At 66.1% G+C, this 16686-nt stretch carries 13 protein-coding genes; 2 read left to right on the top strand and 11 right to left on the bottom strand.

Features of this window, described 5'->3' with window-relative positions:
- Positions 1-2: 2 nt before the first annotated feature.
- From LRH25_RS19125 to tal, 3 genes are read right to left on the bottom strand one after another with little or no spacing between them, the layout of a single operon-like run.
- Complete coding sequence (locus LRH25_RS19125; protein ID WP_231011959.1) at positions 3-680, bottom strand: HAD family hydrolase; 678 nt, start codon at positions 678-680, stop codon at positions 3-5.
- A 7-nt stretch (positions 681-687) separates the two neighbouring features.
- Positions 688-2292: a glucose-6-phosphate isomerase gene (gene pgi / locus LRH25_RS19120; protein ID WP_141285326.1), complete on the bottom strand. Its 1605-nt coding sequence runs from the start codon at positions 2290-2292 to the stop codon at positions 688-690.
- The gene (tal, locus tag LRH25_RS19115; RefSeq protein WP_141285328.1) at positions 2289-3242 is read right to left on the bottom strand and encodes a transaldolase; all 954 of its coding nucleotides are present in this window, start codon (positions 3240-3242) and stop codon (positions 2289-2291) included. Before tal ends, pgi begins: the two co-directional genes overlap by 4 nt.
- A gap of 213 nt (positions 3243-3455) precedes the next feature.
- On the opposite strand from tal, the gene zwf reads away from it, so the two are divergent.
- Together zwf and LRH25_RS19105 are read left to right on the top strand one after the other, a co-directional pair.
- Positions 3456-4901, top strand: a complete 1446-nt coding sequence (gene zwf, locus LRH25_RS19110; protein ID WP_141285330.1) for a glucose-6-phosphate dehydrogenase — start codon at positions 3456-3458, stop codon at positions 4899-4901.
- A 70-nt stretch (positions 4902-4971) separates the two neighbouring features.
- Positions 4972-5838, top strand: a complete 867-nt coding sequence (locus tag LRH25_RS19105; RefSeq protein WP_141285352.1) for a MurR/RpiR family transcriptional regulator — start codon at positions 4972-4974, stop codon at positions 5836-5838.
- A gap of 73 nt (positions 5839-5911) precedes the next feature.
- Here LRH25_RS19105 and LRH25_RS19100 read toward each other — a convergent pair whose 3' ends face one another.
- The 8 genes from LRH25_RS19100 to LRH25_RS19065 all read right to left on the bottom strand — a co-directional run bounded on the left by LRH25_RS19100 (position 5912) and on the right by LRH25_RS19065 (position 16614).
- Entirely contained in the window at positions 5912-6187 is a 276-nt protein-coding gene (locus LRH25_RS19100; protein ID WP_141285332.1) for an STAS domain-containing protein, read from the bottom strand.
- A 6-nt stretch (positions 6188-6193) separates the two neighbouring features.
- A complete protein-coding gene (locus LRH25_RS19095) occupies positions 6194-6826 on the bottom strand; it encodes an MlaC/ttg2D family ABC transporter substrate-binding protein (protein ID WP_141285334.1) in 633 nt (210 codons plus the stop codon).
- 104 nt (positions 6827-6930) lie between these two features.
- Positions 6931-7917: an MlaA family lipoprotein gene (locus LRH25_RS19090; RefSeq protein ID WP_141285336.1), complete on the bottom strand. Its 987-nt coding sequence runs from the start codon at positions 7915-7917 to the stop codon at positions 6931-6933.
- Positions 7914-8399, bottom strand: a complete 486-nt coding sequence (mlaD, locus tag LRH25_RS19085; RefSeq protein ID WP_141285338.1) for an outer membrane lipid asymmetry maintenance protein MlaD — start codon at positions 8397-8399, stop codon at positions 7914-7916. Before mlaD ends, LRH25_RS19090 begins: the two co-directional genes overlap by 4 nt.
- A gap of 49 nt (positions 8400-8448) precedes the next feature.
- Entirely contained in the window at positions 8449-9228 is a 780-nt protein-coding gene (mlaE, locus tag LRH25_RS19080) for a lipid asymmetry maintenance ABC transporter permease subunit MlaE (protein ID WP_141285340.1), read from the bottom strand.
- Complete coding sequence (locus LRH25_RS19075) at positions 9228-10070, bottom strand: ABC transporter ATP-binding protein (protein ID WP_141285342.1); 843 nt, start codon at positions 10068-10070, stop codon at positions 9228-9230. Before LRH25_RS19075 ends, mlaE begins: the two co-directional genes overlap by 1 nt.
- Positions 10071-10367: 297 nt before the next feature.
- On the bottom strand, positions 10368-11834 hold the full coding sequence (locus LRH25_RS19070) for a glutamate synthase subunit beta (RefSeq protein WP_141285344.1): 1467 nt from the start codon (positions 11832-11834) through the stop codon (positions 10368-10370).
- A 31-nt stretch (positions 11835-11865) separates the two neighbouring features.
- Complete coding sequence (locus LRH25_RS19065) at positions 11866-16614, bottom strand: glutamate synthase-related protein (protein WP_141285346.1); 4749 nt, start codon at positions 16612-16614, stop codon at positions 11866-11868.
- Positions 16615-16686 lie beyond the last annotated feature (72 nt).

The raw sequence follows: 16686 nt of genomic DNA, 5'->3' as shown, positions 1-16686 counted from the left end.
GTTCAGGCATGCGCCGCGCTACCGGCAGACAAGCCCTCAGCCGGGTCCAGCAAGCCACGCGCCTGCAGGTCCAGTCCCAGTTGCTCGGCACTGGTGAACAACACGGCAGGCAGGCCCAGCGCGTTGGCGGCAGTGAGGTTGATCGGGTGATCGTCGATGAACAAGGCTTGCTCGGGCCGCAGGCCGAAGCGCGTCAGCGCGAGTTTGAACACTTCAGCGTCTGGCTTGCCCATCTTCACCTCTGACGAAAACACGCCGTCTTCGAACCAGCCGAGGAAGTCGTGTGTGCGGCGCAGGTGTTCGGCATACGGGGCCGGCATGTTGGACAGGAAGAACAGCCGGTGGCCGGCCTCTTTGAGCGCACGCAGCACGGCCACAGTGCCGGGTTGGGGCGTCAGGTAACCGGGCACCGCGTCAACCACGGCCCGCACTTCCGCTTCCGCCAGATCGGTGCGGGCCGCGATGCGCCGAACAAGCTCGGCAACGTCGATCAAGCCGCTGTCGAACGCGCCCCAGTCGCCCTCGTACTGCTGGAAGAACTGCAGCTTCCAGTGTTCGGCATCGGCGGCATTGCGAACGCGGTCCGCCAGCACCAGGGCCAGCAGTTCGGCCGGGTTCCAGCGGAACAGCACGCCACCGAAGTCAAAAATGACGGCGGGCCTGACCGCGGATTCAGCCACGTCCAATTCAGCCACGCAGCTTGGCCAGCAAGCCGGCGGTGGAGCCGTCGAGGCCGGCAGCATCGCCGCTGCCAAAACGTGGCAGCAGTTGGCTGCACAAGGCCTTGCCCAGCTCCACGCCCCATTGGTCGAAGCTGTTGATGCCCCAGATCGCGCCGCTGACGAACACGCGGTGTTCGTACAGCGCGATCAGCGCGCCCAGGGCACTGGGCGTCAAGGCGTCCAGCATCAACGTGCTGCTGGGCCGGTTGCCGGGGAAGCTGCGGTGATGGGAGAGGACTTCGCGGTCCAAGGTCTTGGACGCGGTGGGGGCGGACTCGGTGGCCGCTTCGGCCGCGGTCATGCCTAGCATCAGCGCCTGGCTCTGGGCCAGGCAGTTGGCCAGCAGCTTGGTGTGCAGGTCCGCGTGCGGATGGCTGGGCGTTTTCACGGCGATGAATTCGACCGGGATCACATCGGTGCCCTGGTGCAGCATCTGGAAGTAGGCGTGCTGGCCATTGGTGCCAGGCTCGCCCCAGACGACCGGGCTGGTGCCATAGGGCAAGGCCTGGCCGGCCATGTCCACGCACTTGCCGTTGGACTCCATTTCCAGCTGCTGCAGGTAGGCCGGAAAGCGCTTCAAGCCCTGGTGGTAGGGCGCGACCGAGCGGCTGGTGAAGCCGTGGAAGTTGCGGTACCAGACGTCCAGCAGGCCGAGCTGGACCGGCAGGTTGTCGGCCAGCGGGGCTTCGGCGAAGTGGCTGTCCATCGCGTGCGCACCGGCCAGGAAGGCGCGGAAGTTTTCGCTGCCAATGCCAATGGCGATCGGCAGGCCAATGGCGCTCCAAAGCGAATAACGCCCGCCGACCCAGTCCCAGAAACCGAAGGTCTCGGTGACGCCGAACTTGGCGGCGGCTTCGAGGTTGGTGGTGACGCCAACGAAGTGCTTTGCAATGTCCTGCCCGCCCTGGGCGATGAACCATTCGCGGGCGACCGCGGCGTTGGCCATGGTCTCCTGCGTCGTGAAGGTCTTGGACGCGATGATGAACAGCGTGCGCTCGGGGCGCAGCTGGGACAGCACCGGCGTGATGTCGTGGCCGTCGACGTTGGAGACGAAGTGCAGCCGCAGCCCCGGGTGCGAATACGCCTGCAGCGCCGGCATCGCCATCTGCGGGCCGAGATCCGAGCCGCCGATGCCGATGTTGACGATGTCGGTGATGCCGCTGGTCGCCACATCCCGCACGCGCTCGGCAAAGGCCAGCATGCGGTCCAGCACCTCGTGCACCTCGGCGCTGAACAGGCCCTGGCCACGCGGGGCGCGCAGCGCGGTGTGCAAGACAGCCCGGCCTTCGGTGCTGTTGATCGGCTCGCCGGCCAGCATGGCATCCCGCCGCGCGGGCAATTGGCAAGCTTCGGCCAGTTCGACCAGCAAGCGGCGCGTGGTCGCGTCCCACCGGTTCTTGGACAGGTCGGCAAACACCTCCGGCGCCTGCACGCTGAACCCTGCGAAGCGGCCAGCGTCACGGGCAAAGGCTTCGCGCAGGTCGAGGCCGCGGCCATGGGCCTGGAAGTGGCCTTGCAGCGCCGTCCAGGCAATCGTCTGGTCGCAGCGGGGGGCGGCGGCTGCGCTCATTGCAGGCCCACGATCAGCTGGTCGAGCTTGGCAGCGTCCACGGCAAAGGCGCGGATGCCTTCGGCCAGCTTCTCGGTGCCCATCGCGTCCTCGTTGAGCGCGTAGCGGAAGCTGCTTTCCTGGTAGCTGACGGCGTGCAGATCGGTGGCAGCCTCGGCCAGGGCCGGCGTGAGCGCGGCCTGCAGCGGCGCGTCGCTGGCCTGCAGCTGGGCCAGCAGGTCCGGGCTGATGGTCAGCAGGTCGCAGCCGGCCAGCGCAGTGATCTGGCCGACGTTGCGGAAGCTCGCGCCCATGACCTCGGTCTTGATGCCGAACTTCTTGTAGTAGCGGTAGATGTGGCTGACCGAGCGCACGCCGGGGTCGTTGGCGCCAGCCATCGCGGCCTCGTCCCAGCTGGCTCCGGCCTGCTTTTTGTACCAGTCGTAGATGCGACCGACGAAGGGCGAGATCAGCTGGATGCCGGCTTCGCCGCAGGCCACGGCCTGGCAGAAGCTGAACAGCAGCGTCAGGTTGCAATGGATGCCGGACTGCTCCAGCGCCTTGGCCGCCTGGATGCCTTCCCAGGTCGCGGCGATCTTGATCAGCACGCGTTCGCGGGCAATGCCGGCAGCCTCGTACAGGCCGATCAGGTAGTGGGCACGGGCGATGGTGGCCGCGGTGTCGAAGGACAGGCGGGCGTCGACTTCGGTCGAGACCCGGCCCGGCACGACCTTCAGGATCTCCAGGCCGAAGCGCACCAGCACCTGGTCGACGATGCGGTCCAGCGGCTCGCCGCGGTGCGCGGCGACGGTGTCGCGGAGCAGCGGCGCGTAGTCCGCGTTTTGCACGGCCTTCAGGATCAGCGAAGGGTTGGTGGTCGCGTCGCGTGGCGCGTATTGCGCCATCTGCTTGAAGTTGCCGGTGTCGGCAACGACGGTGGTGAAAGCCTTGAGTTGGTCGAGCTGGTTCATCAGAGGGGCCGACGCGCGAAGGGCGCGCCACGGCAGTTGCAATTAGACCGCGATTGCGTGACGCGGCAAGTACGTTTCGGTTACGTTCCGACGCTGTGGACGCATGCAAGACAGGTGCCGCCAGCCGGTCCTGGCCTCCCTGGCAGGCCGGATTGACCGGTCCAAGAAACTCATGCATCATGAACCAGGTAATTAAATTACACATCCACTCCCATGTCTTTCGACCTCGTGTTTTTTGGCGGCACCGGCGACCTCACCTGGCGCAAGCTGATGCCCGCACTGTTCCAGGCCTTCCGTCATGGCAAGCTGCCAGCCGGCGGCCGCATCCTGGCGGTGGCGCGAGATGAACGCAGCGACGACGATTACCGCAGCTTCATCAAGGAGCGCTTCGCCGAAGTCGAAAGCTCGAAGCGGCCGAGCGATGAGGAGTTCGCCCGCTTTGCCGACCTGCTGCATTACCGGCGCATGGACCTGTCCAAGCCCGAGGACTACGCCGGCCTGAAGCAATGGCTGGACGCGCGCAGTGCCGAAACCGTGGTGCTGTACCTGGCGACCAGCCCGTACCTGTTCCCGGTGATCTGCGAACAGCTGGGCGCTGCCGGGCTGAACGAAGAACGGGTGCGCGTGGTGCTGGAAAAACCGTTGGGCCACGACCTGGCGAGCGCGCAGGAAATCAACCGCGTGGTGCGCTCGGTGTTCAACGAGCGCCAGGCCTTCCGCATCGATCACTACCTGGGCAAGCCTTCGGTGCAGAACCTGATGGCGCTGCGTTTTGCGAATGCGCTGTTCGAGCCGCTGTGGCGCCGCGAGAGCATTGCCAACATCCAGATCACGCTGGCCGAGTCCATCGGCGTGGGCACGCGCGGGGACTTCTACGACCGCACCGGTGCGCTGCGCGACATGATCCAGAACCATGCGCTGCAGTTGCTGACGATGATCGCAATGGAGCCGCCGTCGACCAACGACGCCGACGCCATCCGCGACGAGAAGCTCAAGGTATTGAAGTCCCTCAAGCCCTTCACGCCCGACAGCGTGACGCGCGACGTGCTGCGCGGCCAGTACAAGGCCGGCACGGTGGACGGCAAACCGGTGCCCGGCTACCTGGACGAAGTGAAGGTGCCGAAAAACAGCAGCTGCGAAACCTTCGTGGCGCTGCGCACCGAGGTGCAGAACTGGCGCTGGGCCGGCGTGCCCTTCTACCTGCGCACCGGCAAGCGGCTGGCCGCACGGGACGCACAGATCGTCGTCAACTTCCGCCCGGTGCCGCACCCGATCTTTGCCAGCAACGGCCGCGCGAACAAGCTGGTGATCAACCTGCAGCCGGAAGACGGGCTGGAGCTGCACCTGCTGGCCGCCAAGGGCTCCGGCCCGGCCGAGCAGTTGGCGCCGGTGTCACTGGACCTGGACTTCGACAAGGCCTTCCCCTCCGAGCGAGTGGGCGCCTACGAACGCCTGCTGCTGGACGCGATTGCCGGTCGGCTGAACCTCTTCGTGCGCAGCGACGAGCAGGAACAGGCCTGGCGCTGGGTCGAGCCCATCCTGGACGCCTGGGAGGGCAACCCCAGCGACCTGAAGACCTACGCCGCTGGCGGCTGGGGCCCCGCTGCAGCGAGCGCATTGGTCGCGCGAGACGGTTTCGCCTGGGCCGAAGAGCAGTGATCTGAAAAGAGGTGAGGACATGCCGATGAACCTCGCCCAACCCGAGCCACAGCTAACCAGGTCACCCATCATGCTGGACCGCATCCGAGCCTCCATCCCTGCGCTGCCGCCCGCCGAGCAGCGGGTCGCCAAGCTGGTGTTGCAGGACCCGCGCAGCTTTTCGTCGATGCCGGTGGGCGAGCTGGCCGAGCGCTCGCATGTCAGCAAACCGACCGTGGTGCGCTTCTGCCGCAGCGTGGGCTATGACGGGCTGGCCGACTTCAAGCTGAAGCTGGCCGGCACGGTCAACGAAGGCGTGCCGTTTGTGCACCGTTCGGTGGATGAGGATGACAAGCCGGGTGACCTGATCGTCAAGGTGATCGACAACGCCGTGGCGGCGATGCTGAAGTACCGCAATGACGCGACCAGCCACGCTTTCGAGCGCGCACTGGTCGCGCTGACGACGACGGCGCAGGCCAAGGGCCGGGTCGAGTTCTACGGCGTGGGCAACTCCGGCATCGTAGCCCAGGACGCGCAGCACAAGTTCTTCCGCCTGGGCGTCAACGCCGTGGCGATGAGTGACGGTCATGTGCAGATCATGAGCGCGACGATGCTGAAGGCCGAGGACTGCGCCGTCATCATCAGCAACTCGGGCCGCAGCAAGGACCTGATCGACGTGGCCGAGATCGCGCTGCGCAAGGGTGCGACGCTGATCGTCATCACCGCCAGCAGTTCGCCGCTGGCCCAGCTGGCGCAGAACCAGAACCAGATCCTGCTGGCGGCCGACCATCCGGAAGACTACGACCGCTACAGCCCAATGGTCTCGCGCATGCTGCACCTGATGATCATCGACATCCTGACCACTGGCGTGGCCCTGCGCCTGGGCCAGGCCCAGCGGCCGGTGCTGCAGGAGATCAAGCGTAACCTGCGCATGCGGCGCTACGCGCAGCCGGAATAGCGCAGGCCCGAAAGGCACAACGGCCGCACGAACCTGAGGTCCGCGCGGCCGTTGGCCGTTTGGAACAGCAAACTCAGTGCGCCTGCAGCCCCAGCAGGTCCTGCACACCGTACAAGGTGGCCAGCTCGACCAGCCGGGCCGGCGCGTTCAGCACCGCGAAGCGCCGCTGCTGGGCCTCGGCACTGCGCCGGCAGGCCAGCAGCACCGCCAGCGTGGCTGAATCGATGTGCGTCAGCGCAGCGGCGTCCACCTCGATCACCGGCTCGGTGCTGGCTGCGATCGCGGGCGTCAGCGAGGCCAGCGTGGCGCGCGCTTCACGCAGCGTCAGGTGGGCGGGCAAGGCAATCATGCGAGATCAGCCCTTGGAACCGGCTGCCGCCTTGTTCTTCTCGGCCAGCTTGGCGATCAGGCCATCGACGCCGCTGGTGCCGATTTCCTGCGCGAAGCTGCTCTTGTACTGCTCGACCAGCCAGACGCCCAGCACGTTGACGTCATAGATCTTCCAGCCCGCAGCCGTCTTCTCCAGCCGGTAGTCCAGCTGGATCGGCTCGCCCTTGCCCTTGATCTCGGTGCGCACGACGACTTCGGTGTCTTCGGCCGCAGCGCGATAAGGCTTCAGGCCCACGGTCTGGTCCCTGACCTGGGTCAGCGCGCCAGCATAGGTGCGCACCAGCAGGATCTTGAACTCGTCCTGCAGGCGCTTTTGCTGTTCCGGCGTGGCGGTGCGCCAGTGGCGGCCCACGGCCGAGGCGGTCATGCGCTGGAAGTTGACGTTGGGCATCACTTTCGCGTCGACCAGGGCAACGATCTTGCTGACGTCGCCAGCCTGGATCGCCTTGTCTGACTTCACCGTGTCGATGACCTCGGTGGACAAATCCTTGATCAGCGCATCGGGCGCGGTGGCTTGGGCGAACACGGCGGTGGAGACGAGGGCCGAGGCGGCCACGGTGATCACGATTGCGGCGCGCGGGAACAGAGCGAACGACATGCCTGGATTTCCTTTCAGCGGGCGGACAGCCCGGTCAGTGCTTGCAGTCAACGCCCGGGCCCGGCTTCCAGCCGACGCGAGAGACGTGACGAGTTGTGTGTGCCTCAGGGCTTGGCCGGCACAGGTGCGCCATCGGCGTCGCTGTCGTCCGGCTCTTCCGGCGGGTTGCCGTCGTAGACCTGGTTGCGGCGGCGGGCCAGGTAGGCGTCGCGCAGGAAGCTGTACTTGTCGAGCGCGATCGAGTCCAGCATCTGGCCCGCGTCCAGCAGCGACGCGCGGGTGCTGATCACGTTCAACACGCCGACGCCCAGCGACACGTTCGAGTCGTCGATGAAATAGGTCGGGCCGAAGTAGATGTTGGCCGGCGTCGCGGCCGCGTCGCGCACGGTCGACGGGCCGAGCAGCGGCAGCACCAGGTACGGCCCCGGCGGCACGCCCCAGCGGCCCAGCGTCTGGCCGAAATCTTCACTCTGACGCTCCAGGCCCATGTCGGTGGCCGGATCAAAGATGCCGCCCATGCCGATGATGGAGTTGCTCAGCACCCGCATCGTCATGCGCGCCGTGCCCTCGATCTTGCCCTGCAGCAGGTTGTTGACCGTGGACCAGACATCGCCCAGATTGCCCAGCACGTTCTCGACGCCGGTACGCACCAGCTCCGGCACGACCTTCTTGTAGCCCTCGGCCACCGGCTTGAGCAGGTGCGCGTCCAGGCTTTCGTTGAACGAGAACACGCCGCGGTTGAAGGACTCGAACGGGTCGCGCCTGTTCGGGGTCGGTGCCGAGGGCTTGTCACCGGGCTCGGTGTCACGGTCAGCCTGGGCCTCCGCGGGAACCGCACTCGCCGGCTCCGCTGCGGGCGCCGCCGCGGCGTCGGATGCAGCTGGTGCTGGCGCCGGTGCGGTCTGCTGTGCGTCCGCCTCGGCTGGCGCGACCTGCTGCGTGTCCGTTGCGGGCGTGGCCTGAATGTCCTGCGACTGCTGGCTTTCGGAGGGCTCGGCGGCAACCGCGATGTCGTCCTCGCCCGCATGCGCGGCCAGGCTCAACACCAGCAGCGCGGCGGCAAGGCCGCTGCGGCGTGTCGTCATGCTCATTTGGAATCCCCTGCACTGTCGGCGCCCGCATCGGCCGCCTTGTTGAACAAGAACTGTCCGATCAGGTTTTCCAGCACCACGGCTGACTGGGTCTGCTTGATCACGTCACCCGCGGCCAGGTTCTTGTCATCTGCCCCCGGCTCGATGCCCACGTACTGGTCACCCAGCAGGCCGGCCGTCAGGATCTTGGCCGATGAGTCCTTGGGGAACTGCACGCCCTTGTTGATTTCCAGCGTCACCAGGCCCTGGTAGGTGGCCGGGTCCAGCGTGATGGACTTGACCCGTCCGACGTTGACGCCGGCCGAACGCACAGGCGCGCGTGGCTTGAGGCCGCCGATGTTGTCAAAGCGGGCCTTGACCTGGTAGCCCTCGGTGCTGGAGAAGCTGGCCAGGTTGGCCGCCTTCAGGGCCAGGAAAACGATGGCGGCGGCGCCAAGCAGCACAAACAGGCCAACCAGGATTTCGATGCTTTTCTTGTTCATAAACAGTTCTTTCGTGCTCCCGCCTTGGGCATGGGATTCGACATGCAGCTCAAGGGGTGGAGAACATCAGGGCGGTCAGCAGGAAGTCCATCGCCAACACACCCAGGGAAGCAATCACGACGGTGCGCGTGGTCGCATGGGCCACGCCTTCAGGCGTGGCCTGGCTTTCATAGCCCTGGTACAGCGCCACCGAAGTGCAGATCAAGCCGAACACGCAGGACTTGACGACGCCGTTGCCCACGTCGCGAAACACGTCCACCCGCGACTGCATGATGGACCAGAAGTTGCCAGCGTCCACGCCGATCAGCAACACCGCAACGACATAGGCGCCGAGGATGCCGATGGCCGAGAACAGCGCGGCCAGCAGCGGCATCGAGATGATGCCGCCAAGGAAACGCGGCGCCAGCACGCGAGCACGCGGGTCGATCGCCATCATCTCCATCGCCGCCAGTTGCTCGCCGGCCTTCATCAGGCCGATCTCGGCCGTCAGCGAAGTGCCGGCCCGGCCAGCGAACAGCAGCGCGGCGACCACCGGCCCCAGCTCGCGAACCAGTGCCAGGTTGACGATCAGGCCCAGCGACTCGGCCGCCCCGTAGGTCACCAGCGCGTAGTACATCTGCAGCGCCAGCACGAAGCCGACCGCCATGCCCGAGGCCAGGATGATGACCAGCGAACGGTTGCCGATGGCGTGCAACTGCGTGACGACCAGCCCGAAGCGTCGCAGCGCCGCCGGCAGGAAGCGGATCAGGTCGAACAGGAAGAAGGTCGCATGACCCAGCGACTGCAGCACGCGCAACGTGGCGGCGCCCAGGCGCGCAACGAGGTCCATCACAGCGTGGCCCCCTGCGTGTCGGCGGCCGGTGCTGCCAGGCCCAGCTGCTCGGCCAAGGGCGCAGCCGGGTAGTGGAAGCGCACCGGCCCGTCGGGCTCGCCGCGGATGAACTGGCGCACTTCCGGCTCTTCGGACTGACTCAGCTCGGCCGGCGTGCCATGTGCCACGACCCGGCCGCCAGCGGCCATCAGGTAAGCGTAGTCGGCGATCAGGAAACACTCCTGCACGTCATGCGAGACCATCAGCGTGGTCGCGCCGGTGGCGTCGTTGAGCTTGCGAATCAGGTTGGCCGTCACGCTCATCGAGATCGGGTCCAGCCCGGCGAACGGCTCGTCATACATGATGACTTCCGGGTCCAGCGCCACCGCGCGAGCCAGCGCGATGCGCCGCGCCATGCCGCCCGACACCTCGCTGATGCGCAGCGCCGCAGCGCCGCGCAGGCCCACCGCGTTGAGCTTCATCAGCACGATGTCGCGGATCATTTCTTCGCTCAAGCCGCCATGCTCGCGCAGCGGGAAGGCCACGTTCTCGAACACGCTGAGGTCGGTGAACAAGGCGCCGAACTGGAACAACATGCCCAGCCTGCGGCGCAGCCGGTACAGCTGGGCCTTGTCGCGCACGTTGACTTCTTCGCCGTCGAACACCACCCGGCCGCTGTCGACGGCATGCACGCCGCCAATCAGGCGCAGCAGCGTGGTCTTGCCGCAGCCCGAGCCGCCCAGGATGGCGGTGACCTGGCCACGCTGGAAATTCAGCGACACGTCGTTCAGGATGCGCCGGCTCGGGTCGTAGCCAAACGTGACGTGGTCGATCTCAATCAATGCTTGGGACAAAGGCAAGCGCGGCCACCAGGACCGGACTCAAAGGGGTTGAAGACAAGAGGGGCCACGCGCAGCCAATGGCTGGGGACCGGAAAGTCAATGCGTAGGATACCGGATCTTGGCGTTTCGCCTGTGGCGCGGGGGTTTCCGGCGTGTGATACCGGGTTCAACCTGAAATGCCCGGCTGCTGAGCCTCTGTCGTTGGCGTCGCACGCAAGTCCCGTTGCCAATGCAATACCTCGGCGGCGCTGAAAGCGCGAAGACCCCGCCAACCATCGGTCGGCAGGGTCTTCTCAGTGGGAAAAGCGACTCTGGTCAGCGCGGCAGTTCGCTGTGGCCCATCAGGAATTCGTCCACCGAGCGCGCGGCCTGCCGGCCTTCGCGAATGGCCCAGACCACGAGCGACTGGCCGCGGCGCATGTCGCCTGCGGCGAACACTTTCTCGACCGAGGTGCGGTAGCCGTGGTGCGCCTCAGTGGTGGCCTTGGCATTGCCACGGTTGTCCTTGTCCACGCCAAAGGCTTCGAGGATGGTGCCGACCGGGTTCACGAAACCCATGGCCAGCAGCGCCATGTCAGCCTTCAGCAACTGCTCGCTGCCCGGCACTTCGACCATCTTGCCGCCCTGCCATTCGACACGAACCGTCTTCAGGCCGGTCAGCTTGCCTTTCTCGCCCACAAACTCCTTGGTGGCGATGGCGAACTCGCGCTGGCAGCCTTCCTCGTGGCTGGACGAGGTGCGCAGCTTGTACGGCCAATACGGCCAGGTCAGGGGCCGGTCTTCCTGCTCCGGCGGCGTGGGCATCAGCTCGAACTGGGTGACGCTGGCCGCGCCATGGCGGTTGCTGGTGCCCACGCAGTCGGAGCCGGTGTCGCCGCCACCGATCACGATGACGTGCTTGCCTTCGGCGCGCAGTTGACCCTTGAGCTTGTCACCGGCGTTGACCTTGTTCTGCTGAGGCAGGAACTCCATCGCGAAGTACACACCTTCGAGGTCGCGGCCGGGCACCGGCAGGTCGCGGCTCTGCTCGGCGCCGCCGGCCAGCAGCACCGCGTCGAACTCGGCCTTCAGCTGCTCGGCGCTGACGGTCTCCTTGGCCCAGTTGGTGACCTTGCTACCCTTGGGCAGCGCGCCGACCATCACGCCGGTGCGGAAGACCACGCCCTCGGCTTCCATCTGCTTGACGCGGCGGTCGATGTGCGTCTTCTCCATCTTGAAGTCGGGAATGCCGTAGCGCAGCAGGCCGCCCACGCGGTCATTCTTCTCGAACACCACCACGTCATGCCCGGCACGCGCGAGCTGCTGCGCCGCGGCCAGGCCAGCCGGGCCGGAGCCGACCACCGCCACGCGCTTGTCGGTCTTGTGCTTGGCTGGCTGCGGCGCCACCCAGCCTTCGGCCCAGGCACGGTCGATGATGGCGTGCTCGATGGACTTGATGCCCACCGCGTCGTCATTCACGTTCAGCGTGCAGGCGGCTTCGCAGGGCGCCGGGCAGATGCGGCCGGTGAACTCGGGAAAGTTGTTGGTGCTGTGCAGCACCCGGATCGCATTGCGCCAGTCGTTGCGGAAGACCAGGTCGTTGAAGTCCGGGATGATGTTGTTGACCGGGCAGCCGTTGTTGCAGAACGGCGTGCCGCAGTCCATGCAGCGTGCGCTCTGGACCTTGGCGTCATCGCTCTTCAAGCCGATGACAAATTCCTTGTAGTTCTTCAGGCGTGACTCGACCGGCAGGTAGCCCTCTTCGAGCCGGTCGTACTCCATGAAGCCAGTGACTTTTCCCATGATGTTTGATTCCTAGCTTGCTGCGGCTGGCTTATTTGGCGGGGACAGACTTGGAGGCTTCAACAGCCTTTGCCTTGGTCACCACTTCGCTGGCTTGTTGCTTAGCATGCATCTCGCCCAGCGCGCGCTTGTACTCGTGCGGGAAGACCTTGACGAACTTGGCGCGCGATTCGGCCCAGTGGTCCAGGATGTCGCGGGCGCGCAGGCTGCCGGTCCAGCGGTGGTGGTCCTCGATCAGTTTCTTCAGCGTGGCTTCGTCGGTCTTGCCGCGATGGAACAGCGCCTTGTCGGTACCGCCCTCCTGCTCGGCGGCCGGCAGCACCTTGTCCAGCGCCACCATCGCGGTGTTGCAGCGTTCGGCGAACTTGCCGTCTTCGTCGTAGACGTAAGCCACGCCACCGGACATGCCGGCTGCGAAGTTGCGCCCAGTCACACCCAGCACGGCAACAGTGCCGCCGGTCATGTATTCGCAACCGTGGTCGCCCGTGCCTTCGACCACCGCGGTGGCGCCCGACAGGCGAACCGCGAAGCGCTCGCCGGCCACGCCGCGGAAGAAGGCCTCGCCGCTGGTGGCACCGATCAGCGCGGTGTTGCCGACGATGATGTTGCGGCTGGCGTCGCCGCGGAAATCGATGCTGGGGCGCACCACGACCCGGCCGCCAGACAGGCCCTTGCCGGTGTAGTCATTGGCCTCGCCGATCAGGTACAGCGTGATGCCGGGCGCCAGGAAAGAAGCAAAGCTCTGGCCGCCGGTACCTTCCATCTGGATGAAGACGGTGTGATCCGGCAGGCCTTCTGGGCGGTGGCGGATCAGTTCGCCGGAGAGCATGGCGCCAACGGTGCGGTTGACGTTGCGCGTGTCCTCCATGAACTGGACCTTCTCGCCCTTTTCGATCGCGGCGCGGCACTTCTCGATCAGCTTGCGGTCCAGCGCGCGGTCCAGGCCATGGTCCTGCGACTCGACATGGAAGCGCGGCACCTCGGCCGGCACCTTGGGCAGGTGGAACACGCGGCTGAAGTCCAGGCCCCTGGCCTTCCAGTGGCCGATGGCCTTCTTGGTGTCCAGCAGGTCGGCGCGGCCGATCAGCTCGTCGAACTTGCGGATGCCCAGCTGGGCCATGATGCTGCGGGCTTCTTCGGCAACGAAGAAGAAGAAGTTCACCACGTGCTCAGGCTTGCCAGCGAACTTCTTGCGCAGCACCGGGTCCTGCGTGGCCACGCCCACCGGGCAGGTGTTCAGGTGGCACTTGCGCATCATGATGCAGCCTTCGACCACCAGCGGCGCGGTGGCGAAGCCGAATTCGTCGGCACCCAGCAGTGCGCCGATGATGACGTCGCGACCGGTCTTCATCTGGCCGTCTGCCTGCACGCGCACGCGGCCGCGCAGCCGGTTCAGCACCAGGGTCTGTTGCGTCTCGGCCAGACCCAGTTCCCACGGCGAGCCGGCATGCTTGATGGACGACCAGGGCGATGCACCGGTGCCGCCGTCATGCCCGGCGATCACGATGTGATCGGCCTTGCACTTGGTCACGCCCGCGGCAATCGTGCCCACGCCGACCTCCGACACCAGCTTGACGCTGATGCTGGCCCGCGGGTTCACATTCTTCAGGTCGTGGATGAGCTGCGCCAGGTCCTCGATCGAGTAGATGTCATGGTGCGGCGGCGGGCTGATGAGGCCCACGCCCGGCACCGAGTGGCGCAGGCGGCCGATGTACTCGGTCACCTTGCCACCCGGCAGCTGGCCGCCTTCGCCGGGCTTGGCGCCCTGGGCCATCTTGATCTGGATCTGGTCGGCAGAGACCAGGTATTCGGTCGTGACGCCGAAGCGGCCGGAAGCAACCTGCTTGATGCGCGAGCGCAGGCTGTCGCCGTCCTTCAGCGTGTAGTCGGACTCGATCACGTCGGCGCCCACCACGTCGGACACCTTGGTGCCAGCGTTGATGGGGATGCCCTTCAACTCGTTGCGATAACGCGCAGGGTCTTCACCGCCTTCGCCGGTGTTGCTCTTGCCGCCGATGCGGTTCATCGCGATGGCCAGCGTCGAATGGGCCTCGGTGGAGATGGAGCCCAGCGACATCGCGCCGGTCGCGAAGCGCTTGACGATGTCGGCCGCCGATTCGACCTCTTCCAGCGGAATGGCCTTGCTCGGGTCAAACTTGAACTCGAACAGGCCACGCAGCGTCAGGTGGCGGCGACTCTGGTCGTTGATCAGCTGGGCGTATTCCTTGTAGGTGTCGAACTTGCCCGAGCGGGTGCTGTGCTGCAGCTTGGCAATCGCGTCGGGCGACCACATGTGGTCTTCGCCGCGGGTGCGCCAGGCGTATTCGCCGCCGGTCTCCAGCATGCCTTCGAGCAGCGGGTCTTCGCCGAACGCGGCGCGGTGATTGCGCAGCGCTTCTTCAGCCACTTCGAACACACCGATGCCTTCGACCTGCGTGGCCGTGCCGCGGAAGTACTTGGCGACCATGTCGCGGTTCAGGCCGATGGCCTCGAATAGCTGGGCGCCACAGTAGGACATGTAGGTCGACACGCCCATCTTGGACATGATCTTCGACAGGCCCTTGCCGATGGCCTTGACGTAGTTGTAGATCGCCTTGTCGGTCGAAAGATCAGCCGGCAGGTCGGCGTGCATCGCCGTCAGCGTCTCCAGCGCCAGGTACGGGTGCACGGCTTCCGCGCCGTAGCCCGCCAGCACCGCGAAGTGATGCACCTCGCGCGCCGAACCGGTCTCGACGACCAGGCCGGCCGTCGTGCGCAGGCCCTCGCGCACCAGGTGGTGGTGCACGGCAGACAATGCCAGCAACGCGGGGATGGCCACGTGTTCGCGGTCCATCGCCCGGTCGGTGATGATCAGGATGTTGTGGCCGCTCTTCAGCGCGTCCACCGCTTCGGCGCACAGCGAAGCCAGCTTGGCCTCGACGCCGGCCTTGCCCCAGGCCAGCGGGTAGGTGATCTTCAGCTCGTAGGGCTTGAACTTGCCGCTGGTGTGCGCCTCGATCGCGCGCAGCCGCGCCATGTCCTGGAAGTCCAGGATGGGCTGGGCCACTTCGAGGCGCATCGGCGGGTTCACCGCGTTGATGTCCAGCAGGTTGGGCTTGGGGCCGATAAAGCTGTTCAGAGACATCACGATGGCTTCGCGGATCGGGTCGATCGGCGGGTTCGTGACCTGGGCGAACAGCTGCTTGAAGTAGCTGTAGAGCGGCTTGTTCTTGTCCGACAGCACGGCGAGCGGCGAGTCGTTGCCCATCGAGCCGATGCCTTCTTCGCCGGCAATGGCCATCGGTGCCATCAGGAACTTGATGTCTTCCTGGGTGTAGCCAAAGGCTTGCTGGCGGTCCAGTAGCGCCTCGGTGAAGCTGGCCGGTGCGGCGGCCTGCGCGGCCGGCACTTCGTCCAGCTTGACGCGCACGTTGTCGATCCACTGGCGGTACGGGCGGGCGCTGGCGAACTGGTTCTTCAGCTCGCCGTCGTCCACGATGCGGCCCTGCTCCAGGTCGATCAGGAACATCTTGCCCGGCTGCAGGCGCCACTTCTTGACGATGCGGTTCTCGGGGATGGGCAGCACGCCGCTTTCCGAGGCCATGACCACCAGGTCGTCGTCGGTGACGATGTAGCGCGCCGGGCGCAGGCCGTTGCGGTCCAGCGTGGCGCCGATCTGCTTGCCGTCGGTGAAGACCATCGCAGCGGGGCCGTCCCAGGGCTCGATCATCGAGGCGTGGTACTCGTAGAAGGCCCGGCGGCGCGGGTCCATCTTCTCGTGCTGTTCCCAGGCCTCGGGGATCATCATCATCGCGGCCTGGGCGAGCGGGTAGCCGCTCATGGTCAGCAGCTCCAGCGCGTTGTCGAAGGTCGCGGTGTCGGACTGGCCTTCAAAGCTGATCGGGTAGAGCTTCTGCAGGTCGTCACCCAGCACCGGGGACTTCATCACGCCTTCGCGGGCGCGCATCCAGTTGAAGTTGCCCTTGACGGTGTTGATCTCGCCGTTATGCGCCACCATGCGGTACGGGTGCGCCAGTGGCCATTCCGGGAAAGTGTTGGTCGAGAAGCGCTGGTGCACCAGCGCCAGCGCCGAGACGGTGCGCGGGTCGGCCAGGTCCTTGTAGTACTTGCCGACCTGATCGGCCAGCAACAGGCCCTTGTAGATGATGGTGCGGCAGCTCATGCTGGGCACGTAGTACTCGCGGCTGTGCGTGAGCTTCAGGCGCTGGATGGCGGCGGACGCCGTCTTGCGGATCACGTAGAGCTTGCGCTCCAGCGCGTCCGGCACGATCACGTCCTGCCCGCGGCCGATGAAGACCTGGCGGATCACCGGCTCGGTGGTGCGCACGGTGGGCGACATCGGCATGTCGCGGTCCACCGGCACGTCGCGCCAGCCCAGCAGCACCTGGCCTTCGGCCTTGATGGCGCGCTCCAGTTCCTGCTCGCAGGCCAAGCGCGAAGCATGCTCCTTCGGCAGGAAGATCATGCCAACGCCGTATTCGCCCAGCGGCGGCAGCGCCACGCCTTGCGCGGCCATTTCGGCGCGGAAGAAGTCGTCCGGGATCTGGATCAGGATGCCGGCGCCGTCGCCCATCAGCTTGTCCGCGCCCACCGCGCCACGGTGGTCCAGGTTCTCCAGGATCTTCAGGCCCTGCTCGACGATGTGGTGTGCTTTCAACCCTTGGATGTGGGCCACAAAGCCGACACCGCAGGCGTCGTGCTCCTGCGCCGGGTCATACAAGCCGCCTTCGGCGAGCGCTTCGATTTCTTGGCGGGTAGGTCCCGTGGCGGCCTGGGTCATGGCGCAATCCTCGACGGTAGCTGGGGAATGCCCTAGTGTGCGCAATAACGCCTTGCCCTTCAAGTTCTATAA

It is taken from the genome of Ideonella azotifigens, assembly GCF_021043325.1.
GTDB classification, from domain to species: Bacteria; Pseudomonadota; Gammaproteobacteria; order Burkholderiales; family Burkholderiaceae_C; genus Ideonella; species Ideonella azotifigens.
Note: the sequence above shows the minus strand (reverse complement) of the source record. Positions and strands in the feature narration are given on the sequence as shown.

Excerpts from the sequence above, each read along its gene's own strand:
- LRH25_RS19095 (WP_141285334.1), bottom strand. The coding sequence starts at position 6,826 with ATGTCGTTCGCTCTGTTCCCGCGCGCCGCAATCGTGATCACCGTGGCC.
- LRH25_RS19105 (WP_141285352.1), top strand. The coding sequence starts at position 4,972 with ATGCTGGACCGCATCCGAGCCTCCATCCCTGCGCTGCCGCCCGCCGAG.
- tal (WP_141285328.1), bottom strand. The coding sequence starts at position 3,242 with ATGAACCAGCTCGACCAACTCAAGGCTTTCACCACCGTCGTTGCCGAC.
- LRH25_RS19070 (WP_141285344.1), bottom strand. The coding sequence starts at position 11,834 with ATGGGAAAAGTCACTGGCTTCATGGAGTACGACCGGCTCGAAGAGGGC.
- zwf (WP_141285330.1), top strand. The coding sequence starts at position 3,456 with ATGTCTTTCGACCTCGTGTTTTTTGGCGGCACCGGCGACCTCACCTGG.
- mlaD (WP_141285338.1), bottom strand. The coding sequence starts at position 8,399 with ATGAACAAGAAAAGCATCGAAATCCTGGTTGGCCTGTTTGTGCTGCTT.
- pgi (WP_141285326.1), bottom strand. The coding sequence starts at position 2,292 with ATGAGCGCAGCCGCCGCCCCCCGCTGCGACCAGACGATTGCCTGGACG.
- LRH25_RS19065 (WP_141285346.1), bottom strand. The coding sequence starts at position 16,614 with ATGACCCAGGCCGCCACGGGACCTACCCGCCAAGAAATCGAAGCGCTC.
- LRH25_RS19090 (WP_141285336.1), bottom strand. The coding sequence starts at position 7,917 with ATGAGCATGACGACACGCCGCAGCGGCCTTGCCGCCGCGCTGCTGGTG.
- LRH25_RS19100 (WP_141285332.1), bottom strand. The coding sequence starts at position 6,187 with ATGATTGCCTTGCCCGCCCACCTGACGCTGCGTGAAGCGCGCGCCACG.
- mlaE (WP_141285340.1), bottom strand. The coding sequence starts at position 9,228 with ATGGACCTCGTTGCGCGCCTGGGCGCCGCCACGTTGCGCGTGCTGCAG.